This window comes from Hymenobacter glacieicola (assembly GCF_014640315.1).
GTDB lineage: Bacteria > Bacteroidota > Bacteroidia > Cytophagales > Hymenobacteraceae > Hymenobacter > Hymenobacter glacieicola.
The window spans coordinates 117,951-141,050 of the sequence record NZ_BMGS01000003.1 but is presented as its reverse complement, the minus strand read 5'-3'; the positions used below and the strand labels follow the sequence as shown (position 1 = coordinate 141,050).

The 23,100-nt window shown below is 61.1% G+C and carries 19 protein-coding genes; 9 read left to right on the top strand and 10 right to left on the bottom strand.

What is annotated here, in order from left to right:
• Positions 1–18 precede the first annotated feature (18 nt).
• Positions 19–1,497 (top strand): M16 family metallopeptidase, encoded by a 1,479-nt coding sequence (locus IEW18_RS06525; RefSeq protein ID WP_188557024.1) that lies wholly within the window; start codon positions 19–21, stop codon positions 1,495–1,497.
• A gap of 121 nt (positions 1,498–1,618) precedes the next feature.
• On the opposite strand, the gene IEW18_RS06520 is transcribed toward IEW18_RS06525, so the two are convergent.
• Positions 1,619–3,139: a catalase gene (locus tag IEW18_RS06520; protein ID WP_188557023.1), complete on the bottom strand. Its 1,521-nt coding sequence runs from the start codon at positions 3,137–3,139 to the stop codon at positions 1,619–1,621.
• A gap of 141 nt (positions 3,140–3,280) precedes the next feature.
• Here IEW18_RS06520 and IEW18_RS06515 point away from each other — a divergent pair, with 141 nt between their 5' ends.
• The 5 genes from IEW18_RS06515 to IEW18_RS06495 all read left to right on the top strand — a co-directional run bounded on the left by IEW18_RS06515 (position 3,281) and on the right by IEW18_RS06495 (position 8,700).
• Positions 3,281–4,210 carry a LysR substrate-binding domain-containing protein gene (locus IEW18_RS06515; RefSeq protein ID WP_188557022.1) on the top strand — a complete coding sequence of 310 codons (930 nt, stop codon included), beginning with the start codon at positions 3,281–3,283 and terminating at the stop codon, positions 4,208–4,210.
• A gap of 49 nt (positions 4,211–4,259) precedes the next feature.
• Positions 4,260–4,895: a TlpA family protein disulfide reductase gene (locus IEW18_RS06510; RefSeq protein ID WP_229728627.1), complete on the top strand. Its 636-nt coding sequence runs from the start codon at positions 4,260–4,262 to the stop codon at positions 4,893–4,895.
• A gap of 83 nt (positions 4,896–4,978) precedes the next feature.
• A complete protein-coding gene (locus IEW18_RS06505) occupies positions 4,979–5,719 on the top strand; it encodes an alpha/beta fold hydrolase (RefSeq protein WP_188557021.1) in 741 nt (246 codons plus the stop codon).
• An 86-nt stretch (positions 5,720–5,805) separates the two neighbouring features.
• Positions 5,806–7,779, top strand: a complete 1,974-nt coding sequence (pulA, locus tag IEW18_RS06500; RefSeq protein WP_229728626.1) for a type I pullulanase — start codon at positions 5,806–5,808, stop codon at positions 7,777–7,779.
• Positions 7,780–7,866: 87 nt separating this feature from the next.
• On the top strand, positions 7,867–8,700 hold the full coding sequence (locus IEW18_RS06495) for an MIP/aquaporin family protein (protein ID WP_188557019.1): 834 nt from the start codon (positions 7,867–7,869) through the stop codon (positions 8,698–8,700).
• A gap of 89 nt (positions 8,701–8,789) precedes the next feature.
• On the opposite strand, the gene IEW18_RS06490 is transcribed toward IEW18_RS06495, so the two are convergent.
• The 5 genes from IEW18_RS06490 to ruvX all read right to left on the bottom strand — a co-directional run bounded on the left by IEW18_RS06490 (position 8,790) and on the right by ruvX (position 13,965).
• Positions 8,790–11,126: a patatin-like phospholipase family protein gene (locus IEW18_RS06490; RefSeq protein ID WP_188557018.1), complete on the bottom strand. Its 2,337-nt coding sequence runs from the start codon at positions 11,124–11,126 to the stop codon at positions 8,790–8,792.
• Positions 11,127–11,329: 203 nt separating this feature from the next.
• Positions 11,330–11,701: a DMT family protein gene (locus IEW18_RS06485; protein WP_188557017.1), complete on the bottom strand. Its 372-nt coding sequence runs from the start codon at positions 11,699–11,701 to the stop codon at positions 11,330–11,332.
• Positions 11,702–11,794: 93 nt separating this feature from the next.
• Positions 11,795–12,793, bottom strand: a complete 999-nt coding sequence (locus tag IEW18_RS06480; protein ID WP_229728625.1) for a zinc dependent phospholipase C family protein — start codon at positions 12,791–12,793, stop codon at positions 11,795–11,797.
• A gap of 165 nt (positions 12,794–12,958) precedes the next feature.
• Positions 12,959–13,558: a peptide deformylase gene (def, locus tag IEW18_RS06475; protein ID WP_188557016.1), complete on the bottom strand. Its 600-nt coding sequence runs from the start codon at positions 13,556–13,558 to the stop codon at positions 12,959–12,961.
• Positions 13,555–13,965 (bottom strand): Holliday junction resolvase RuvX, encoded by a 411-nt coding sequence (gene ruvX / locus IEW18_RS06470; RefSeq protein ID WP_188557015.1) that lies wholly within the window; start codon positions 13,963–13,965, stop codon positions 13,555–13,557. The genes def and ruvX overlap by 4 nt, the downstream gene beginning before the upstream one ends.
• 423 nt (positions 13,966–14,388) lie before the next feature.
• On the opposite strand from ruvX, the gene IEW18_RS06465 reads away from it, so the two are divergent.
• On the top strand, positions 14,389–16,071 hold the full coding sequence (locus tag IEW18_RS06465) for a S41 family peptidase (RefSeq protein WP_188557014.1): 1,683 nt from the start codon (positions 14,389–14,391) through the stop codon (positions 16,069–16,071).
• Between the two features lie 170 nt (positions 16,072–16,241).
• Here the strand turns inward: IEW18_RS06465 and IEW18_RS06460 are convergent, their stop codons facing one another.
• Positions 16,242–17,222, bottom strand: coding sequence for a transglutaminase-like domain-containing protein (locus tag IEW18_RS06460; protein ID WP_188557013.1), 981 nt, complete (start codon positions 17,220–17,222; stop codon positions 16,242–16,244).
• Positions 17,223–17,478: 256 nt separating this feature from the next.
• On the opposite strand from IEW18_RS06460, the gene IEW18_RS06455 reads away from it, so the two are divergent.
• On the top strand, positions 17,479–18,687 hold the full coding sequence (locus IEW18_RS06455; RefSeq protein WP_188557012.1) for a homogentisate 1,2-dioxygenase: 1,209 nt from the start codon (positions 17,479–17,481) through the stop codon (positions 18,685–18,687).
• Positions 18,688–19,119: 432 nt separating this feature from the next.
• Positions 19,120–19,650, top strand: coding sequence for a hypothetical protein (locus IEW18_RS06450; RefSeq protein WP_188557011.1), 531 nt, complete (start codon positions 19,120–19,122; stop codon positions 19,648–19,650).
• 160 nt (positions 19,651–19,810) lie between these two features.
• On the opposite strand, the gene IEW18_RS06445 is transcribed toward IEW18_RS06450, so the two are convergent.
• The 3 genes from IEW18_RS06445 to IEW18_RS06435 all read right to left on the bottom strand — a co-directional run bounded on the left by IEW18_RS06445 (position 19,811) and on the right by IEW18_RS06435 (position 23,075).
• Positions 19,811–21,367, bottom strand: a complete 1,557-nt coding sequence (locus IEW18_RS06445) for a hydroxymethylglutaryl-CoA reductase (RefSeq protein WP_188557010.1) — start codon at positions 21,365–21,367, stop codon at positions 19,811–19,813.
• Positions 21,368–21,421: 54 nt separating this feature from the next.
• Positions 21,422–22,219 (bottom strand): energy transducer TonB, encoded by a 798-nt coding sequence (locus IEW18_RS06440; RefSeq protein WP_188557009.1) that lies wholly within the window; start codon positions 22,217–22,219, stop codon positions 21,422–21,424.
• Positions 22,220–22,304: 85 nt separating this feature from the next.
• Positions 22,305–23,075, bottom strand: a complete 771-nt coding sequence (locus IEW18_RS06435; RefSeq protein ID WP_188557008.1) for a WG repeat-containing protein — start codon at positions 23,073–23,075, stop codon at positions 22,305–22,307.
• Positions 23,076–23,100: the final 25 nt, after the last annotated feature.

Below are 23,100 nucleotides of genomic sequence, written 5' to 3'. Positions count from 1 at the left end.
CTTACGTCCGATATCCAGATGAAAAGCTTCTACCTCGGGCTGCTCAGTGCAGTCCTCATAACCACTACCGCGCCGCTGGCGCTGGCCCAAACCAAAGCCGCGGCGAAACCCGCTTCCAAACCCACTACGGCCGCCAAGGCAGCGGCTGCCCCAACGGCGTCGGCTACACCCAAGGAAACCCCGCCCCCCGGCGGCACCCCCCGCGACTTTGCCCTACCTGCCAAGGAAGAGTTTGAACTGCCCAACGGCCTGTCGGCCAAGCTGGTACCTTACGGTCAAGTGCCGAAAGTGACGATGATGGTCGCCATTCAGGCCGGCAACGTGCACGAAGCCCCCGACCAGGTAGGCATTGCTGACTTGCTGGGTAAGCTGCTGAGCGAGGGCACCAGCAGCCTCAACGCTACCCAACTGGCTGATAAAATAGCGCGTATGGGCGGCTCATTGAACGTATCAGTGGGGCAGGACCAGACTATGCTGTGGGCATCCTGCCTCTCGGAATATGCGCCGGCGCTGGCCACGCTGCTGGCCGATGTAGTGCAGCACCCGGCCCTACCCGCCAGTGAACTGCCCCGCATCAAGGCTGATTTCAAGCGCCAGATGAACTTGGCCCGCGCTCAGCCCGGCACCCAGGCTCGCCAGAAATTTACCGCCTCCCTCTACGGCAGCCACCCTTACGGGCGCCCTTTGCCCACCGATGCTGCCATTGATGCCCTAACTCTGGAGCAGGTAAAAGCCTTCTACCAGAATCAGTACGGGGCCCAGCGCACCAGCGTGTACGTGGCCGGCAAGTTCGACCAGGGCGCCCTGCGCCAGGCCATTACCAAAAGCTGGAGCGAGTGGACGAAAGGACCTGTACCTCACATCGAAATTGCCAAAGCCCAAATCCGCCCCGACGTGCTGACCCTGGACCGTCCCAGCGCTCCGCAGTCGACCATCGTGATTGGCATGCCCGTGGTTGACCCCTCGCACCCCGACTACATGCGGGTGCGGGTGATGAACTCCCTGCTGGGTGGCTCGTTCGGCTCGCGCATCACGCGCAACATTCGGGAAGACAAGGGCTATACGTACTCGCCCTACAGCTACATTGAAACCCACTACCGCGCCGGCAACTGGAGCCAGAATGCCGATGTGACCACCCAGGAAACGGGTAACTCCCTCAAGGAAATTGTGTACGAGATTGAGCGCCTGCAGAAAACGCCGCCTACCGCCGAAGAGCTGAAAGGCATCCAGAATTATGAGTCGGGACTGTTTGTGCTGCGCAACTCCACGCCCGGCGGCATCATCGGCCAGCTCAACACCCTGGACCTGCACGACCTCCCCGACTCCTACCTTACTGAGCAGGTGAAAAACATCAATGCCGTGACGCCCCAGCAAGTCAGTGAAACCGCCCGCAAATACGTGCGCCCCGAGGCCATGACCATTGTAGTAGTTGGCGACAAGAAAATCATCGATCCGCAGATCAAGAAATTCCAGGCCTCGCGCAAAAAGGCGCTGTAGGTGTCCAAGCTCTCCTACTTGAACCGGCCACGGTGCTGCCGATGGATGTAGGGTATTAACGAAAAAAGCCGCTCCGGATTCCGGAGCGGCTTTTCAATTCCCACGGTAGTATAGATCGGAGTTACCCAGCGGCTGCGGCAACAGGCTGGAGGTGCTGGGTAGGCATTTCCACGTCTACCCCAAGGCCTTTAGCAATGGCCATGCCCAGGCGAATGTCGGCGCGAAACCAATGGCAGAGCTGGCGCTGAATGATAAGGTCCTTTTTCGGGCCGTCGATGCCGCGCATAGAGCCCACAATGTTGTCGATGAGGTTGCGCTGGGCCTGGGCATCGAGGAGGCGGAACAGGTTGCCAGGCTGGGTGTAGTGGTCATCGTCGCCAGGACCCACGTTCCGGTCGAAACGGTCGGCAAACAGGCCGTCCAGCTCCTGGTCAGGCTCCCCTACGGTCTTATCCTCGGCGGGGCCGTCGAAGGAGTTGGGGAAGTAGTTAGGGCCGGGGCCGCCGTTATTGCCGAGGGCCATCTGGCCGTCGCGCTGGTAGTTGCTGAAGCCGTAGGGGCAGGCGTTTACGGGCAGGTGTTCGTAGTTGGCCCCCAGGCGGTAGCGCTGGGCGTCGGGGTAGCTCAGGATGCGGCCTTGCAGCATTTTATCAGGCGAGTAGCCGATGCCGTCCACTACGTGCGCCGGAGCAAAGGCAGCTTGCTCCACGTGGGCGTGGTAGTTTACGGGCACTTCGTTCAGTTCCAGCACACCTACTTCCTGCAACGGAAACTCGCCCTGGGGCCACACCTTGGTCAGATCGAAGGGGTTCCAGCGGAAGGTTTTGGCCTGCTCCTGGGTCATGGTCTGAATAAACATCTTCCAGCGCGGGAAATTGCCGCTGTCAATGGCGTCCACGAGGTCGTGCTGGGCGAAGTCGGCATCCTGAGCCTTCATTTGGGCCGCTTCTTCGTTTGTGAAGTTCTTGATGCCCTGCTCGGTACGGAAGTGGAATTTCACCCAGGTGCGCTCATTCTGGGCGTTAATCAGGGAGAAGGTGTGCGAGCCAAAGCCGTGCATGTGCCGGTAGCCGTAGGGTGTGCCGCGGTCCGACATCAGGATGGTGACCTGGTGTAGGCTCTCGGGGTTCAGGCTCCAAAAGTCCCACATCATCGTAGCCGACTTAAGGTTGGAGCGGGCCTCGCGCTTTTGGGTGTGAATAAAGTCGGGGAACTTCACTGGGTCTTTCACAAAGAACACCGGGGTGTTATTGCCCACCACGTCCCAGTTGCCGCCCGGCGTGTAGAATTTCAAGGCGAAGCCGCGGGGGTCACGCTCCGTATCGGCCGAGCCTTTCTCGCCGCCTACCGTGCTGAAGCGCAGAAAGATGCGGCACTGGTTGCCAACCTGGCTGAAAAGCTGGGCCCGGGTGAGGCTCGTAATATCATGAGTAACCTTGAAGGTGCCGTAAGCGCCCGACCCCTTGGCATGCACTACGCGCTCCGGAATTCGCTCCCGGTTAAAGTGGGCCAGCTTCTCGTGCAGGAAGTAATCCTGGAGCAGCAGCGGCCCGCGCGGACCCGCCGAAAGGGAGTTTTGATTGTCGAAAATTGGGCGGCCGGCAGCGGTGGTCAGCGTACGGGGTTGGGTTGATTCTTCCATGAGAGGAAACGTAGAAAAAGAGGTATCAGCAGCAGGGCTAGCCAGGGAAGCCAGCGAGGAGCAGCACAAAGGTTCAGGTTGTTGATCTATAAGAAAAATCGATTGTTTTTATACTAGTATAGCATGTGTCTATATTTGGGCATGAATCTTCAGCAGCTGGAATACTTGATTTCTCTTGACACCCACCGGCAGTTTGTGCTGGCCGCCGAGAAGTGCCACGTCACGCAGCCGACCCTGAGCATGCAGCTGCAGAAGCTGGAAGAGGAACTGGGCGTACTTCTTTTCGACCGCACGACCAAAGGCGTGCAGCCGACCGCCGTGGGCGAAAAAGTGGTGCAACAAGCTCGCCACGTGCTGCGCGAGGTAAAGCAACTGCGCGAGGTAGTGCAGGTAGAAAAGGGCGAGCTGGTGGGCGAGTTGCGCCTGGGCATCATCCCGACGCTGGCGCCCTACCTGGTCCCGCTGTTTCTGGTGGAGCTGGTGGAGCGCTACCCCCGGCTACGGGTGCAAGTAGAGGAGTTGCAGTCGGCGCAAATCATTCAGCGTCTGAAAAATAACCAGCTAGATATCGGCCTGCTTGTTACGCCCCTCGACGACCGGCAGCTACGGGAAGTGCCTGTGTTGGAAGAGCCTTTTCTGGGCTATATTTCCGAGAAGCACGAGCTGTACGCACAGGCCACCATCAGCCCCCAAGACATGGGCGCGCCGGGCCTGTGGCTCTTGCAGCAGGGGCATTGCTTTCGTCATCAGGTACTGAACATCTGCGCCCCGTCGCCCGCAGCAGCTGGCCAGCCGTTCACCTACGAGAGCGGCTCCATTGAAACGCTTAAAGAGCTGGTGCGCCATAACCACGGCTACACCTTGGTGCCGGAGCTGTCGGTGCTGACGGAGCTGGAGAACCCTATGGTCAAGCGCTTTGCCGATCCGGAGCCAGTTCGGGAAATTAGCTTGGTGGTGCACCACGGCTTCGTGCGGGTGCCGCTGCTGGAGTCCTTGCGCGGTATTATTCTGCGGAAAGTGCCGGCGCGGCTGCAGGCAGGCCAGGCAAAGCAGAAAATCCGGTGGCGCTAACGCACTGCTTGGTAGCCCAAGTGCTCAGTTTTAACTATTCACGTATATCGTGTCGAATCAACAAGTCAACATGCACTTTTCCAAGCTGAAGTGGGGTAGTATAGCGCAGTGGGTTGGGCTCATGGCCTTTCTGATTATCCTCGCCACTGATTTACGGACGCCGGTGCTAGGCGGTATGCAGCGGGGGCTGCTGGCTACCGGCTGGTGGCGGCCAGCTCTGCCCACCACCCCGGCCCCGCCGCCCGCCCAGCTCACCGCCGGCGCTTACCCCCACAACGTGCCGCTGCTAACCCTGGACGGCAAGCTCTTCAACCTGCACGACTTACAGGGCAAAGTAGTGCTCGTGAATCTGTGGGCCAGCTGGTGCCCGCCCTGCGTGGCCGAAATGCCGGGCTTGCAGAAGCTCTACAACCAAGTGGATAAGCGCAAGGTAGCCTTCGTCATGATTTCGTTTGACCAGAATCCGGAGAAGGCGCGCCGCCTGCTGGCTCGTAAAGGCTACACGTTTCCCGCCTATTTACCGGCCGCCCCGCTACCTCCGGTTTTCGAGTCCGAGTCCATCCCGACCACCATTATTGTAGGGCCTGATGGACAGATTGCGGCCCGCCACGAGGGCATGGCTGACTACGACACGCCCGAGTTCAAGGCGGCCCTGGAGAAACTTGCGGGTTCAGCCCGGCTATAAACCGGGAAGCCTACGTACAGCAGCTACCCCATCGGCGGTCTGCAAGGGTAACCTGGCGGGCTAACCACTTTGCTGTTTTCCTTATGTCCGTTGTACCTGCGCTTACCTTCATTGGCCTGCACTACTGGGCGGGTTCCGGCCGCGCATTTCAACCAGTAGCCGATTTGCTGGCCCCTGACTACCCCCTGCTCGCCCCTGATCTGCTGGGTTTTGGGGCGGCCCCGGAGCCTGCCGTCAGTAGCTATTCGGTGGGGGCCTACGTGCGGCAGGTGGAAAGCTTCATTGCCGAAAACGGGGTAGGGCGCTACGTGCTCCTCGGCCACAGCATGGGGGGCAAAATTGCCCTGGCCCTGGCCGCCCGCCAGCCCGCCGGGCTGGCCGGGGTGGCGCTGCTGAGCCCCTCGCCGCCCACGCCCGAGCCCATGACGGATGCCGACCGGATGGCCAGCATGCGGGCCTACGGCAAGCGCCCGGAAGCCGAACAAACCTTCCGGAAAATAACCGCCCGAGCTCTTCCCGAACCCCTGCACCAGCAAGTTCTGGACGATACCCTGCGCAGCACCCGCCTGGCCTGGGACGCTTGGCTGCTGCACGGCAGCCGCGAAGACATCAGCGCCCAGATGGGCAACGTGCGCGTGCCCTGCACCATCATCAGCGGCGACCAGGATGATGTGATGTCGCCCTCGGTGCACGGGCTGGAAACGCTACCCCTGCTGCCAGTGGGTACGCCCCTGGAGATTATTGGGGGCGCCGGCCATTTGCTGCCTTATGAGGCGCCCGAGGAGGTAGCGGAACTGCTCCGGGCCTTTGCCCGCAGGCTCTAGCGTGAAAGCCTAGCTTCGTGCTCCACGCCAAAATGCCGAACTTGGGGCCTATGAAGTTTCGGTCGTTTCTTGTCCTGGCGCTTGCCGTGAGCACCCTCACTACCTGCCGTACCGCCCGCGTTACGGATACCTACTCCCTCCTGCCTACCTACGAAGGCCCTGACCTCGGGCTGACCTTCGTGCGCGGCCAAGCCAGGCTGCGCGTATGGTCACCCACGGCCGAAAAGCTCCAGCTGAAGCTGTACGCCGAAGGCACCGGCGGCGCGCCCGTAGCCGAGTACAGCATGCAGAAGTCGACGGGGGGCACTTGGGTATACACCTTGCCCGCCCAGCCCGCGGGGCAGTTCTACGTGGTACAGGCCACCATTAAGGGCCGGCAGATGGCCGAAGTACCCGACCCCTACGTGCACGCCGTGGGCCTGAACGGGCAGCGCGGCGCCCTGCTCGACCCCGCCACCGCCAGCCCGGCCCGGTGGGAAGAGGATTTGCGCCCCCAGCTGAAACAAGCCACCGACATCGTCATTGGGGAGGCTCACGTGCGCGACCTGTCCATGCACCCGCAGTCCGGTATTCAGCACAAGGGCAAGTACTTGGGCGTGGCAGAGGCCGGCACCCGCGGCCCGGCCGGCGTGAAGACGGGCCTCGACCACCTAACGGAGCTGGGTATCACCCATGTACACCTGCTGCCCGTCAACGATTTTGCCTCCATCGACGAAAGCAAGCTAAGCGAAAACCGCTACAACTGGGGCTACGAGCCCTTGCACTACTCGGTACCGGAGGGTTCCTACGCCACCGACCCGGCTGACCCCGCCGCCCGCATCCGGGAGCTGAAGCAAGTAACCCAGGCCCTGCACGGGCGCGGCCTGCGGCTGATTCTGGATGTGGTGTACAACCACACCACCGATGTCGCCCGCACTTCCTTCGAGCAGCTCGTGCCCGGCTACTACTACCGCCACAACCCCGACGGCTCCTTGTCCGATGCGGCGGCCTGTGGCAACGAAATTGCCTCCGAGCGGCCCATGGTGCGCAAGCTCATCGTGGAGTCGGTGGTGTACTGGGCCCGCGAGTACCACGTCGATGGGTTTCGGTTTGACTTGATGGGCATCCTGGACCTGCGCACCATGCGGGCCGTGCGCGTGGCCCTCGACCAGATTGACCACAGCATCTTCCTGTACGGGGAAGGCTGGACCGCCCGCCCGAGCCCATTACCCGAAGCCGAGCGGGCCGTGAAAGCCAATGTGGGCAAGCTGGACCGCATAGCTGCTTTCGGCGACGAGCTGCGCGACGGAGTGAAAGGCGGCGTCTCGCGCCCCGCCGACCCGGGCTTTGTAGGCGGACAGCCAGGCCTGGAGGAAAGCGTGAAGTTTGGCATTGTAGGCGCCACCCAGCACCCCCAGCTCGACTACAGCAAGGTGAATTACGCCAAAGTGCCCTGGGCCGCTACCCCCGCGCAAGCCATCAACTACGTGGCCTGCCACGACGACCGCCTGCTCTGGGACGAGCTGACCGTGGGCAACCCCGGCGCCTCGGAAGCCGAGCTGATCAAGCTGGATGTGCTTAGCAATACCATCGTGTTTACCTCCCAGGGCGTGCCCTTCCTACCCATCGGCGACGAGTTTCTTCGCACCAAAGGCGGCTCCCATAACTCCTACAACCAGCCCGACAGCGTCAATCAGCTCGATTGGGCCCGCAAGGCCCGCTACCAGCGCATCCAGGCGTTTTACCGCCAGCTGATTGCCCTGCGCCGCGCCCACCCGGCCTTCCGGCTGCCCAGCCAGGAGCTGATTCAGCGCCACCTGGAGTTCCTGCCCAACCTGCCGGCCACTACCATCGGCTACCGGCTGAAAGAGTATGCCGGTGGCGACACGTGGCGCAACATTGTGGTTCTGTTCAACGGCAACCGCCAAGCCGCCCGCCTACCCATTCCGGGTGGGCGCTACTCCGTGGTGCTGGCCGAAGACCAGATTAACCCCCAGGGAATAAGGACGGTAGAAGGCACCGGCGAAACCCTGACGGTGGAGGTGCCTGCCTCCTCGGCCTTGATTCTGGTGCAGCCCTAAGCCTGGCTGCCACTGTAGTCTAGCTCGACGGTAGCAACCGCCCTGAGTAGGAGGCGTTTCACTGAGCTGATCTTTACTTCCTACTGCATGCCCGTATCGTTTGCTGCCCGCTTGCTTGCCGCCCTGCGCCGTCATTGGGCGCACTACCTGGCGGAAGCGGCGGGCATCGCCTTTTTCATGACCTGCGCCGCCCTGTTGACTACCGGGCTGGAGCACCCCGCTTCTCCACTGCACCAGGCCCTGGGCAAGCAGCAGCAGCTGCGGCACTGGCTGATGGGTGTGGGCATGGGCCTGGTGGTAGTGCTGCTTGTGTACAGCCCCTGGGGCAAGCGTTCCGGGGCCCACATAAACCCGGCCGTGACGCTGGGCTTCTGGCAGTTAGGCAAGCTGCGAACTCCCGATGCCATCTGGTACGTGCTATTTCAGGTGGCTGGCGCACTGGGAGCGGGACAGCTCTTAAAAGTAACCTTGGGACCGTTCTACGCGCACCCCAGCGTCAACTTTACCGTAACTGAGCCCGGCCCGCAGGGGGAGCTTGTGGCCTTCGCCGCCGAGTTCATCATCTCCTTCATTCTGATGGTGGTACTGCTTGCGGCCTTGCACTCGGCCACCTGGAAAAAGCGGGCGGGCTGGCTGATCGGTGCTCTGCTGGCGCTCTACATCGTTTTTGAAACGCCCTACTCGGGAATGAGCCTGAACCCGGCCCGTACGCTGGGCTCGGCCGTGGCCGCCGGGAGCTACCGGGGCTTGTGGCTGTACTGGGTGGCGCCGCCCCTGGCCATGTGGCTGGCCACGGTGCTGTTCCGCCGGCTGTACCACGGCGAAGACCTCGAATGTGCCATTCTGGCCGGCTGCACTCCCGGCCCGTCCTCTCCCCACACCCCCGGCGAAGAGCCGCCAGTTTATCCGGAGGAAAAGTAAAGTAGTGATTCGGTGAGGTGGTGATTGAGTGAGTTAGCAATGCTTATGGTGAGAGACTTTGCTAACTCACTCAATCACCACCTCACCACTTATTCCAGCGACCGGTCGCGGAAGAGGACGTAGCCGATGTGGGCGAAGACGCCGAAACGGTGGTTGGGGTCGTCGTAGTGGATGGCTTGTACCGAGAGCGGGCCGACGGGCGTCTGGTAGACCAGGCCGGTCATCAGGGTGAGGTAGGGGCGGCTCACGCTGTTGGAGCGGCGCACCAGCACGGGCTTGTCGTAGGCCTGTTTCCAGGGGCGCACCAGCACGTGGGCAAACGCCTCCGAGCGCCACTCCACGCCCCGGAAAATGCCCTTCACGTAGCGCAGACCGGCTCCGGCGTAGGCCGTGCCCCGGTAGTTGTCCAGAAACAAGGTGCGGGAGTCGGGCAGGGGCAGGAAGGCGGCCGAGGTAGTGAGGGAGGAGCGGTAGGTGGCAAAGGCGCCCTGGGTGCTGGCTACGGCATCAACCAGAAAGCCCCAGGCGTTGGTTTTGGCCCCTACGGAATCATTCTTAGTCAGGGAGAAATACTGTTCCGTGTAAAGCGAAGCCCTCATCCAGCGTTGGTTTTTGGTGCGGCCCTCTGTGCTGTCGGCCGTGGTGCCGGGGTCGTATTTTTCCTGGCCCGTAATGCCGCGCAGGGCAACTTCTACCCGCCGGCCCTTGGTGGCGTACTGCCGCTGGTCCAGGGAGTTACGCTCAAAGCGGATGCCAGCCGTAGCGCCCTGAAACCGGTTCAGGTCCAGCTCATCGTCGCTGCTGACCTCGCTGGTATTGGCAAACCGGTCGCGGTTGGTGAAGGCGCCGATGTCCAGCACGTAGCGGCTGCGGTAGTTGGGGCTGATGCCTACCTGCAACGACGTTTTCAGGTCGCGCTGCACCAGCTGGCTGGTTTCGGCATTGCTGCCCAGCAGCCCGCCCGTATCCTGGTAGTTGAGGTTGTTGAAGGTAACAATGGGCTCAAAGTACAGCGGAATCTGGCCCGGTACGCTGACCCGGAACGAGCCCTGCACGGCATTGTAAAAGCGGCCCACGGTGGCGTTGGCCCGCACGGTGTAGAGGTAGCGGCTGAGGTAGCGGTAGGCCCCGCCCAGGTAGAAGTTGCTCATGGAGCGGGAGGAGAGCAGCACGCCCAGGTCGGCGGTGAGGTTATTGGCCTGGCGCGCATCAATGCTCAGGCCGTAACCTTTCTGCTGCTCGGAGTAGCGCACCCGCGGGTACACGTTGGTAAAGAAGTCGTTGCTAACCAGGCGGAAGTAGCCCTCCTCAATGTCGCTGGGCGTATAGGTGGAGCCGGAGCGCTGGAAAAACCGGCGCACAAACTCTTGCTGCTGCCGCGGCAGGCCCTGCACCGTCACGGTAGTGAAATCGGGCCGGGGGGCGCGCTCCTGGAAGGCCCGCCGCCGCTGCTGCAGGGACAGGGTGTCTTCGCGGCGCGGAATACGCTTGAGCATCAGAGCCAGTTTCTCTTCTGCTGCCTGCTCGCCCAGGGCCACCAGGCGCCGCACCCGCCCGAAATCGGCGGCGGTATAGTCGGTCAGGTCAGGCTGAATGAAAATGCCGTTCGGCCCCACCGACAGCGTATCGGCGCCGTTTGAGCCCAGAAAAACCAGGGTGCTGGTCAGCAGCTCGTCGTCTTTCTCCTTCGGATACTTGCGGAAGGCGACGTCGCCCACGTTCACCCCAATAATAACGTCGGGCTTAAACTCATCCTTGATAACCCCGGTCGGGAAGTTGTCCACTACGGCTCCGTCGAACAGGTAGCGGCCGTCTTCCTGCCGGATGGGGCGAAAGGCCAGCGGAAACGCCATGGAGTTGCGCACGGCATCGGAGAGCGAGCCGCTGCGCTGAATAACCTTCTGGCGGGTAAACACTTCGGAGGCTACGGCCCGGTAGGGCACAAACAGGTTGTCGAAGTTGTAGTTAGAAATAGCGCCGGCCGGGGCCAGCATCGTCGCCAGCACGTAGTTCAGGGTAGCATCGTTGATGATGCGCGGGGTCACGCGGGTGCGGAAAGCCGTGTCGATGGACAAGCCCAGGTGCAAGGCTGCGGGTGAGGGGTCGGCATCGTAGAAGTTGAACACTTTGCCCTCGAGGGGGCGGTTGGCTACCCAGTTCTGAAACTCGGGTTTGAGCACGATTTCCTCAATTTCCTCGGGCGAGTAGCCGGCCGCGTACATGCCGCCCACAATGGCGCCCATGCTCGTGCCCACGATGTAGTCGATGGGAATTCGGTTTCTCTCCAGCACCTTCAGCACGCCCACGTGGGCCAGGCCCTTGGCGCCGCCCCCGCTGAGCACGAGACCTACTTTTTGCGCCTGAACGGCCGGTATGCTCAGCAACCACAGGAAAAGCAACGCTACGGCACTGTATTTTTTCGACATAAAGTCAGGGGTAGAAAACGTGAAAGGCCCCGGGTGCGGGGCGCGTTTCCTACGCATACGGAGGAGCGGAGTTGCCGGCGGCTCGGCGAAAATCGGCGGCCGCCCGCCCAACTTCGTCTGGGGCTGGCTGGAGGGGCAAGCTCAGCCTTACAAGGGTGGCCCTAAGCGTCTGCTTCTGTGCTTGCCGCTACCTCGTCTTCGGCTTACCACTTCTTGAAGATGACGTACACCGCGGCCACCAGCAGCCCGAAGCCCACCAGGTGGTTCCAGGCGAGCTTATCGGTTTTGAAGACGAAAACAGCGCAGAGCGTAAACACGGTCAAGGATATTACTTCCTGAATGACTTTAAGCTGGAACAGGCTGAAGGGCCCGCCGTTTTCCTCGAAGCCAATGCGGTTGGCCGGCACCTGAAACACGTACTCGAAAAAAGCCAGCCCCCAGCTAATCAGAATAATGCCCACCAGGCCCAGGCCGTGCAGCCAGCTAATCTTCTTGAACTGCAGGTGCCCGTACCAGGCAAACGTCATGAACAGGTTGGAAATCAGCAGCAGAGCAATGGTCGCGAGGCTTTTCATAAGGAGCAGTGGGGGTAGCGGTTGGGTAGGTAAAAGCAAACAACTGCGCGAACATCTACTTCCTTTTCCTAACAATCGTTGACGCTCCCTGGCTTAGTCCTCGTGGCCCGCTACGGCGGCTTTGGGCGGCTGCTCGGCCTGCTTTGCCTCCAGGGCCAGGCGCTGCTGCTCTTTCTCCGATGGGGTGCGGGGTAGCGTGCGGAGGTCGGGCTGGCCCGCGTCCACCCAGGCCGTGTACCAGAAGGCCCCCACTAGGCGCAGGGCCAGGCGCATTTGCCGCTCCACCTGCCCATTCAGGCGCTGGTGGTAGGCGCGGGCAAAGTCGCGGGAATACGTGCGTACTGTCAGGTTGCCGCGCTGCTCAAAGCCGTACTTCCGGTCGTCGGGTAGCTTCTGGCTTAGCTCCCGCTCCAGGCGCAGCACCGAGTCAACGGCGGCATGGGAGCGGCCCACCGCACCCCAGATAGTTTCCGTGGGACGGTCGAGGTAGGGTGCCGGGCCAGTAAAGAAGTCGTAGCCACTGCTGAGTAGTTCCGGCAGCCGGCTTTCCCACAGGGCATGAATGCCGCGCTGACCGGTCAGTTGCCCGTTGTAGTTGTGGGTAGTGTGCAGGGGCACGCAGGCATCGGCAATGTAGTGTCCCATATCGGCCGAGAGGTGCAGAATCCGGTCGGTGTCGTGGGCCTGAAATGCGGCCGTCAGCTGGCCCTTCATGCGCGCTACCTGCCAGGGCACAATGCCGTGCCGGAGTAGGGAGTCTTCGCCGAGCAAGGCCACGGCATCGGGGTAGGAGCGGGGCAGCTTATATGTGGCTGAGTCGCCGTACACGTCTACATCCAGGAAGTGGCGCGGGGCCTCTTCGGGCACTACCGTGCGGCGGGAATCGGGCCGGGTAGCGTTGTCAGTGAGGTAGTCGATGTTGGCTTTATAAAACCCAATCATTTCGGGCGGCAAAGTGTACACGGCCAACCGGTTAATCAGCCGGTGCCCGAAAAACCCCCAGGCCTGGGCCACGCCAGGAGGCCCGGCAACCAGCATAACAGCGGCGGCACCTCTGACCAGAACTGAATAGAAGTAAGCGGATTTCATCATTGCTAATGCAGCACCCGGACCGGTATATGTAGCCAAGGATAAACTTTGGTAAAGCTGCAAAATCCTTTGCTAATTCAATAGAGTGGCGTTCTGGAAAAGAGCAAGAGCGGAAGCTCCCCCACCGGGAACTTCCGCTCTTGCTCTGTTAGGGTTGCCTACGCGGGCTTACCGCCGGCCCTGGCCCACGAAACGCATGCGGTAGTCGGCGCTGACGTCGCCCTTGCTGATGCGCGCCAGCTTGCCCTTGAGCAGTTGCTTTTTCAGGCCCGAAGCGTAGTCGGTGAACAGGATGCCTTCCAGGTGGTCGTACTCGTGCTGAATCACGCGGGCCGTCATGCCCGAGAAGGTTTCCTCGTGCGGCTGGCGGTTTTCGTCTTCGTAGCGCAGCACAATGGTTGAGTGGCGTACTACCTTCTCGCGGATGCCCGGAATGCTCAGGCAGCCTTCCTCAAAGCCCCACTCCTCGCCGGTTTCACTTACCATGCGGGGGTTGATGAACGCGCGCTTCACCGGGGCCGCCGTGGGCTCCTCCACAATTGGGTTACCGTCCTCGTCTTCGTCCAGCATTGGCTCGGAGTCAATTACAAACAAACGAATGCTCTTGCCCACCTGCGGCGCAGCCAGCCCCACGCCGTGGGCATGGTACATGGTATCGTACATGTCGGCAATAATTTGCTTCAGCTCCGCGGCCGGATAGTCGGCAGCAATGTCTTTGGCCGGCGTTTTCAGTACCGGGTCGCCGAAGGCAACAATGGGGTAAATCATCGGGATTCAAGGAAAGATTGCAGAATAATAGTGGCCGACACCCGGTCGACGGTGGCTTTGTCGCGGCGGTCTTTTTTGCTCAGGCCCCCGGCTAGCATGGCCGCGTGCGCCATGCGCGAAGTGAACCGCTCGTCTATCTCGTGCACGGGTACCTCCGGAAACTCCTTGCGCAGGCGGCGCACAACCCCCACCACGGCCGGCGTCGAGTCGGTGGCCTCGTTGTTAAGGTTTTTGGGCATGCCAATGACCAGCGCCTCCAGGGGCTCGCGCAGGTGATAGGCCTTCAGGTAAGCCAGCAAATCCTGGCTGTGCACCGTATCGAGAGGGGTAGCAATAAGCTGAAGCGGGTCCGTAACGGCCAGCCCCACGCGCTTGTGCCCGTAGTCGATGGCAAGAATCCGGCCCATCGCAAAAAGAAAAAGTAGAAAGCCAAACAGCAACGGGTCAGTTTATTACCCCTTACTGCGCTCCAAAGATACGATACCGACCCGGAAAGGTGACGCCCATGTGGTGTGCCCAGCAATCCGGTTGTGTGGCCCAGGCGTACGTTTACCGTCGAAACCGGCAGCTTAGACGAAACACGTCGGTCTTTCTAAAGTCATAAAATAATCTTTGCACCAAGTTCATCATCAGGCGTTTCCCAGAGGCAAATACCGACTGAGAAATCTGATATATTAGAGCTTAAGTAATAAAAAATTGCATTGTTATTCGAAAATGCCTATCCCTCTATGTTAGGGGTGGTATTCTTGGAATAGTTTCAATAGTTTTGAAGACCTGTCCGTATTGAAATCCGCTACATATCGCTTAAACTACTACTCTCTCAGCGCTTTATGAACATCGAGCCAACCGACTCGCCACGTCCCGCGTTGGAGCCTGTCCCGCAAAATTCCCGGCGGCAGGTGCGTCAGCCATGGCTGCTAGCCCTGGCCCTGGCGTGTGGAGTGTTACTGGGCGCCAACCCCTTTCGACCTTCCGATCAGAACCCTGACCTCACGGCTCGTGGCTATCTAAAGTTCAAAGAAATTCTGAGCTACGTTGACCGCGACTACGTGGACTCGGTGAATGCCGAGGAGCTCTCCGATTATGCCATCAGCCGCATGCTGGAGCGCCTCGATCCGCACTCCGTCTTTATTCCGGCCAAGCAGCAGCAGCAGGCATCTTCCTTTCTGCAGAGCGACTACGATGGTATTGGCGTGGAGTTCAACCTCTTCCGTGACACCGTAACCGTAGTGGCCCCGCTCAGCGACGGCCCGGCTGAGCGCGCCGGCCTGCAGCCCGGCGACCGTATTCTGGCCGTAAACGGGCAGCGCGTTTCGGGCATGCACACCACCACGGAGCAAATGTTCAGCAAGCTGCGCGGTCCGCGCGGTAGCAATGTGCTGCTGCAAGTGCTGCGCCGCGGCCAGGCCCGCCCGCTCAACGTGCAGGTGACCCGCAACCGCATCCCCAACTCCTCGGTGGACGTGGCTTACATGGTGGACAACCAGACGGGCTACATCAAGGTAAGCCGCTTTGCCAGCGGTACATACGACGAGTTTAAGTCGGCTCTGGGCGATTTGCGCCGGCAGGGCCTCGCGCGCCTCGTGCTGGACTTGCGCGGCAACCCTGGTGGCTACCTCGACCGCGCCACCAAAATGGCCGATGAGTTCATTGGGGGCACCAAGAAGATAGTGTATACCGACGGCAAAGGCGACCAGTACGATACCCAGACGTTTTCGCGGGTAGTCGGTGACTTCGAGGAAGGCGCCCTGGTGGTGCTCGTGGACGAAGGCAGCGCCTCCGCCGCCGAAGTGCTGGCCGGGGCGCTGCAGGACCACGACCGGGCTCTGCTGGTGGGCCGCCGCACCTTTGGCAAGGGCCTGGTGCAGCAACCCATTGCCCTGAATGATGGCTCGGAGCTGCGCCTGACCATTGCCCGCTACTACACGCCTTCGGGCCGGAGCATTCAGAAATCCTACCGCGGCGGGCTGGCTGCTTATGAGCAGGAGTTACAGAACCGGCAGCGCCACGGTGAGTTTTTCCACGCCGACAGCATCCACTTCGCCGACTCGCTACGCTTCCGCACAGCCCACGGCCGCGCCGTGTACGGCGGCGGGGGCATCATGCCCGATTTGTTTGTACCCCGGGACACCACGGCTCACTCCGCTTACTACACCCGCCTGCAAAGCCTGAACCTGGTGCGCGAGTTTGCCTTGACCTATTACCAGGAGCACAAAGCCGAGTTGGAAGCCCTACGGTTTGATCAATTCAACCACAACTTCCACATCAGCGACGTACAGCTGCAGCAACTGGCTACCAAAGCCGCCCGCGACGGTGTTCCCCAAAACTCCGCTGATATGCGCCGTAGTGCGGTTTTGCTACGTAACCAGCTCAAAGCCCTGATTGCGCGTAGCGCCTACGGCAAGTCAGCCTACTACCAAGTCCTGAACCAAGAAGACGCTGAAATGCAGCACGCCCTGCGCGCCATTCAGGAGCCTGGTACTACGGCCATGTTGGGCTTATTGGGTAAATAAAACCGTTCCTACCCGCCTTAACTCACAGGGCCGCTACTCTTGTGAAGAGTAGCGGCCCTGTGAGTTATGCAGTTACGGTAGCGCCACCCTTTGCTGGCCGCCTGGTTTCGCCTGTGCAAGCCGGGGTAGTCTGCCTCATCCACCTTGCGTACAACTGGCAGAACTCCGTGCTACTTCTTAACTAGGTCCTGCACCCGGAACTCTTGCTTGATACCAGTCAGGGGCTTGCCATCGGCCTCGGCGTAGGGGTAGATGAAGTAGTTAAGCGCCGGGTTGTTTTGGCGCGGCACCAGCACCAGGTCCCGGCCGCGGGTGAATTCCAGCCGGTTTTCATCGTGGGCCCCGAAAAAGTAATTGCGACGGTCGGGGTTTTTGGCAGCTTCCGAGGCGTCAACGGGTACCCAACCGGTTTCGGGCGTGTAGAACTCCGCCCAGCAGTGGTAGCCTTTGATTTCGGCCGCGCCGCGCTCGGGTGGCAGCGGGAAGCCGATGCTGAAGCGGGCCGGAATGCCCAGGGCCCGGCAGTAGCCGATGAACACGGCGTGAAAATCGGTGCAGTTGCCCCGGCGGGCGTCGCAGGCGTAGTAGATGTCGCCGCGGCCCCAGCCCTGGCCCGTCTTATCGTATTTCACGGTGCTGACCACGTGCTCATAAACGGCGCGGGCCTTTTCCAGATTGGTTTTAGCCTGGGCTTTGATGGCTACCTCCAGGGCCCAGAGCCGAATTTGCGGATCAAGTGGCACGAGGCTGTCGGGGGCCAGCCAGCGCTGCAGGTTGGGGTCGGGGGCCTCGCGGGGCGGACGCTGCCCACTCAGGGCCGGGGCCAGGTGCTCGCGCCGGGTAGCGCGCAGGCGCATATCCACCGTGAAGCCTTGCAGGGCCGGGCCGGTAGCGCGCAGGTGCAGAATCCGGTTGCCGTATACGCCGGTCTGGATATCATACGGCACCGGTGAAGTCACCTGCAAGTCGCGGATATCCTGGGATTTATCGTCGTGGGGCACGGGTAGCCACAGGTCTACCGTTCTGGTACCGGCTGGCTGGGCTGGAATGGTAGCAGTGTAATCGAACGTGAAGGTGCGGCTGCGGGGCGTAGGGGTGGGCGGCTGTGCTACCGAAAGCAGGGAAAGTAAGGGGAGTAGAAACGAGAGCATAGCGAAGAAGGCAGCCGAGTTGCCGCTAATAATCAACGTACAAAGAAACGACACGGAAGATTGTTCTGGTTCACCGTACGCCTTGTCATTCCGGGAGGGGAGCAAGGAGTCTGGGTGATGCTGTTGAATTGAAGGCAATCCACATTCCTCGCTCCTCCCGGAATGCCAGAAGCCGGTAGAACGCACGCCGGCCAAACTTTGTACCTTCACGCTACGGCATCCTACCTATAGTTCCCACCCGCTACTTCCCGCCCATATGCCCTTCTATCAACGTCTAGGCCAGATTCCGCGCAAGCGCCACACCCAGTTCCGCCAACCCGACGGCTCGCTTTACCACGAGCAACTGGTGGGTACGCTGGGCTTTCACGGCGTCTCGTCGCTGCTCTACCACCGCCACGCGCCCACCGAAATCCGGAAGGTGGGGGAGCCCCGGCCTTACGCGCCCAAACTGCTCAAAGACCGGCCCCTGGAGCCGGCCCATCTGCGCACCCTGGCCCAAACCACCACCGGCGGCGACTACCTGCAGGCCCGCCAGACCCTGCTCGGCAACGCCGACGTGACCATGAGCATCTGCAACCCCACGCAGCAGCGCATGGACTACTACTATAAGAATGCGCTGGCCGATGAGGTGATTTTTGTGCACGAAGGCCGGGGGGAACTCTGGAGCCAGTTGGGCAAGCTGGCCTTCGAGCCCGGCGACTACGTGGTGATTCCGCGCACTATTATTCATCAGCTGCACTTCGAGGAAGGACCGGTGCGCCTGCTCATCATTGAGTCGTTTAGCCCCGTGGAAACCTGCCGGCGCTACCGCAACCACTTCGGGCAACTGCTGGAGCACGCGCCCTACTGCGAGCGTGACTTCCGCGGCCCCTCGGAGCTCATTGAGGGTGATGTGCGCGAGTCGGGCGAGTACGAGGTACGGGTGAAAAAGGACGGGCTGCTGCACACGCTGGTGTACGGCCACTCGCCCTTCGATGTGGTGGGCTGGGACGGGTACTTCTACCCCTATGCCACCAGCATCCACGATTTCGAGCCCATTACCGGCCGCATTCACCAGCCCCCACCCGTGCACCAGCAGTTCGAGGGCCACAACTTCGTGATCTGCTCCTTCGTGCCGCGCCTCTTTGACTATCACCCGCTGGCTATTCCGGCGCCCTACAACCACTCCAACGTCGACTCCGACGAGGTGCTGTACTACGTGGCGGGCAACTTCATGTCGCGGCGCGGGGTAGATCTGGCTTCGTTTACCTGGCACCCGAGCGGCATCCCGCACGGCCCGCACCCCGGCACCGTGGAGGCCAGCATCGGCAAGAAGGAAACCCACGAGCTGGCCGTGATGGTGGACACGTTCCGCCCGCTTTACCTGACGGAGGCCGCCCTACCCTACGTGGACCCGCGCTACCCCATGAGCTGGCAGCCCGACTTCCAGCACGACCCGCCCCGCGCCGCCGATATGATGGATTAGCGGTGATTCAGTGAGTTGTTCTGGCAAGCAGCGCAATGCATGACAACTTCCTTCTGTGATGCAGTTAACAAACGTGCTACGCCCTTGACGTACGGTAGCGTTAAGGGCGTAGCACGCTAAACCCGTTGGCTAATCACCCACCGTAAAGACGCGGAGGGCTGGGTCTCGGGCTGGGAACGATAGAGCTAGGACAACCAAGCTCACCTGTCATTTCGACGCAGAGGAATAGCCAAAGAAACAACGTCCGCAACGACGAGACGCAAAATATTGCGTTTCTACATCGTTCGGATGGTTGAGGGCATGATTCCGGCAGCTGGCTACGGCGGAGAAGGCCGTTGGCGTTGCGTGCCTTAGCAACGGGGCTGGTGTCCGGCCGGTGCTAACAGACCTACAAAGGCACAGATTTCGTAACTTCGCCAAAACTGCAACGCCATGAAAAAAATCCTGTTCCTAACGCCACTTCTGGTTGTATTGGCCTTCCTCTCCAGCTGTGACAAACTTGATAAGCTGCTGACTTTCTACATCGAGGATTCGCAGTCGGTGAAGATTGCCAGCGCTTTCCCCATCGGGCAAGTAGTGCCGCTCACGCCCATTGCCGTGACCACGCGCTCCGACGAGAAGTTCAAAAACGAAAACACCAGCGCCAACCTGGTAAAGGACGTAAAGCTCGACCGGCTCACGCTCTCCATCACCGACCCCAGCTCCGAGAATTTCGACTTTCTGCAGAGCATCACCATCTACATCAGCACCGACAGCAACGACAAAATCCTGCTGGCCTCGCTGGATAACGTGCCGACCGGCGTGAACACGCTGCAGCTCACGCCTACCTCCCAGAAGCTGGACAAGTACGTGAAAGCCAGTAGCTACACCTTGTCCACGGAAGCTAAAATCCGCAAGCCTATCAGCCGAGACATCACCATCCGCACCGATTCGCGCTTTAAAGTAACCGCCGATCCGCTGTAGGTGGTGAGATGGTGAGTAGTGAGTTAAAACTATCTGTCATCCTGAGCGCAGCGAAGGACCTTATTACGCTAAAACAGCAGTCAAAATAACGACTCGTTTCTGCGTGATAAGGTCCTTCGCTGCGCTCAGGATGACGTACCTTTTACTCACTACTCACTACTCACCGATTCCGGCCGTATTGCTCGTGGCTGCTGACCCAATCGGAGGAGGAAATGGCGGAGCCCAGGCTTAGCTCCCCGGCCAGCACCACGCCGGCCACTATTTCGGCAAACTTGTTCACGGTGCCGCGGCCCACGCAGTTCAGCATCCGCAGGCACTCATTTTGGGTGGCTAGGCCGGTGCCGCCGCCGTGGGTCGCCACAATCAGGGAGGGAATGGTGATGCTCAGGTACAGGTCGCCTTCCTTGGTAACTTCCGAGTAGAGCACCCCGGCCGAGGACTCCGACACGTTGGCAACATCCTGGCCAGTAGCAATGAACAGGGCCGTGATGCCGTTGGCCGAGTGGGCCCCGTTGTTGTTGGCCCCCGACAGAAAGGCGCCCACGTTGCTAACCTGCCCGTGGTAGGCCAGCTGCTCCGGGGTCACGCGCATGCGCTGCTGCAGAATGTCGCGCTTGATAACGCACTCGGCTACCACGCGCTTGCCGCGGGTGCGCATCACGTTGATTTGGGAGGCTTTTTTGTCGGTAGCGAAGTTGGACTCGAGGTAGAAATGGCGGATGGGCGCGCCCTTGTAGTTTTCCAGAATCCAGGAGCAGGCCGCAAAGGTGGCGCGGCCCACCATGTTCTGGCCTGCCGCGTCGCCGGTACTGAAGTTAAAGCGCAGGTAGGCGAATTTATTGGCCAAATAGGTGTCGATGTACTGGAGCTTGGCCACGCGGGAGGTGCTTTCCGCCTCGGGCCGAATCCGCTCAAGCTCCGCGGCTACCCACTGCCCAAAGTCCCGGGCCCCCCGGGCATCATCGAACACGAACACCGGAGCCCGCTGCATGGCGTCGCCGATAACGGTGCACTTCACGCCCCCGCAAAGGTTAAGCACCTGCATGCCGCGGTTATAACTAGCTACCAGGGTGCCTTCGGTGGTAGCCATCGGAATCAGGAAGTCGCCCTGGGCATGCTCGCCGTTTACGCGTAGGGGCCCGGCCAGGCCCACCGGAATCTGGGCTACCCCCGTGAAATGCTCGCAGTTTCCTTGCAGGTCGTGGGCATCGAAGGAGTATTGTTTCAGGTGATGAAACTGCTGACCCGTAAACTCTTCGGCAAACTGTTGCCGGGCCCGAACGGCGGCTTCGGAGTAGTCGTCCTGCTCGGAGCGCGGAATGCGGGTGCGGTTTTCCGGCTGGTGGGCAATGGCGTCTTCTACCTCCACGGTCAGGTCGCCGAAGGGCTCGGCCGCAAACTGCACCTGCACCTTGTGCATGCCTTCCGGGAGCGGACTAGTGGCCAGATGAAAGGTAGCAGCCTGGCCCACGGGCAGGTTAATCCCGGAGCCATCGGCGTTAAGCACCGTGGCGGGCCGTACGTTTCCGTCGCCCAAGTCCAGGGCAATCTGCTCGGCCGGAATTGTCACCTCCCCAATCCGGACGTGGTCAATGCGCGTCACGCGGACCGTATCCAAACGATTCTTGATGCTGAAGGCCACGCCCTCGGGCGTGTTGTGCAGGCTGCCGCGGGTGTAGAGCAGCTTGAGCAGCATGGGGCTGGGCGTGAAGAGCATAGGGCGGGAGCAGTTGGGAGTTCGGGAGAGAAGGGAAAGTAGGAGAGTTTACGGCTACTTTCTTTTTCGGGTCGGAGGCTTGGGGATAGGTTCGCTTCCCTCGAACGTAATCGGAATGGTGTAGCCCACCGCTACCGGGCGGTTGCTTTGCGTGGCAGGGCTGAATTTGCCGTCCAATAGCTGAACTACGCGCAAGGCCTCCGCATCCAGGGCCGGGTGCAGGCGCTGCTTGACCCTAGCGTTATGAACGCCTCCGGTTTCGGTAACTTGAAATTCAATAAACACCCGCCCGCTGGTGGTTTGGGGTACCTCGTCGGGCCAGTGAATATTCTGGGCTAAGAAAGTAAGCAGTGCGTCTTGCCCACCTTTAAATACTGGCAGCCTCTCAACATAGCCGATGAAGTATTGAGCAGCTTGTTTGGTCGCCGTATCTGGTTTAAGCTGGATAAGCTGGGCGCGGTCCGGTAATTCCTCTGTAGCGCTGGGTGTTGCAACTGGCTGGGCTAACGGATGCTTCGCGGCAGAGGTGCGAGCCACCTTCTGCACCTGCGCCACCGCCTCCCGGCCCGTCAGGCCCAGCCCGCACACCAGCACCAAGGCCACCAGAAACCGCCGCAGCTTGGGCCGCAGTTGGGGGGTAGGGGCCAACTGCTCCGGCCGAAACCGTCCGCAGACGCGCCCGTCCGGGGAAGCCCGGAAGGCGGCTTCTAGCTCAGCCTGCGTGCCGCTGGTAAAATCCAGTACCGTGCGGTTACATTGGGCACAGTGGTGGCCTTGGGCTACGGGCGTCATCTGCTGCCAATCTTCGGGGCAGGTCTGCAGGCGGACGTTAAGGATAGGGAGCGGCAGCATAGGTAGCGAATAACAATAGGAGCACCTGCCGGAATATACGCTCTGACCGCTCGACTTGCTCATCAATTATGCGGCTACCGCTTCGTTACTCCCAGAACTCCTGACCGTTGGCGTTGATATAGCCGGGTTGCCCGTCGGGGGCCAGTACGCGCGCCAGGTCGTCGAGAAAGGGCTCGGCCTGGGGGTAGCGGACGTCGGTGAGGGCGTTGCCTTCCTCGTCGAGGTAGCCGAACAGCTGACCCAGCTGCACCACTGGAAACATCAGGTTGCCGGTCAGCCGGATGGCGTCGTAGCGCACGGATTGCACCAGCTTGCCCCGGCTGTCGATGACGCCCCATTTCGCGCCCTGGCGCACAAAGAGCAGACCGTTGTAGTTCTCCCGGATTTCGTCGTAGAGGGCCGGTACGCTGCCGCTGCCTACCGTGAAGCGGAAGCCTACCTTGCCTTCCTTACGCACCAGGTCGCCGTGCTCCAGCGGTTCTTCTTCTGGCTCGGCGGGAGCAGGCTCACTCAGGCGCTGGCCGGTAGAGCTCAGGTCGAAGGTTTCGCCGTTCAGCTCCACAGTAGCGCGGCCCCGCCGAAAGGAAGTGGCGCGGGTAAACTGCAGGGGTGTTACGGGGTTGCCTCCGCCATCAATGTAGCCGTAGAGCGGGCCCTGGCGCACCCAGGCAATTTCCTCCACAAAGGGCCCGGCCTCGTCGTAGCGCGGGGGCAGCACCAGCCGCCGGGACTGGTCGGCGTACCCCCACTTGCTGCCCTGCCGAAAGGGCACCAGGCGGGAGGTAGCGGTTTGCGCCCACGCAGGGCTAGCGGCCGCCAGCATCAGCAACAAGAGCAGGAATAGAGGGCGTTTCATGCGCGACAAGGCCTGGGTGAGCCCC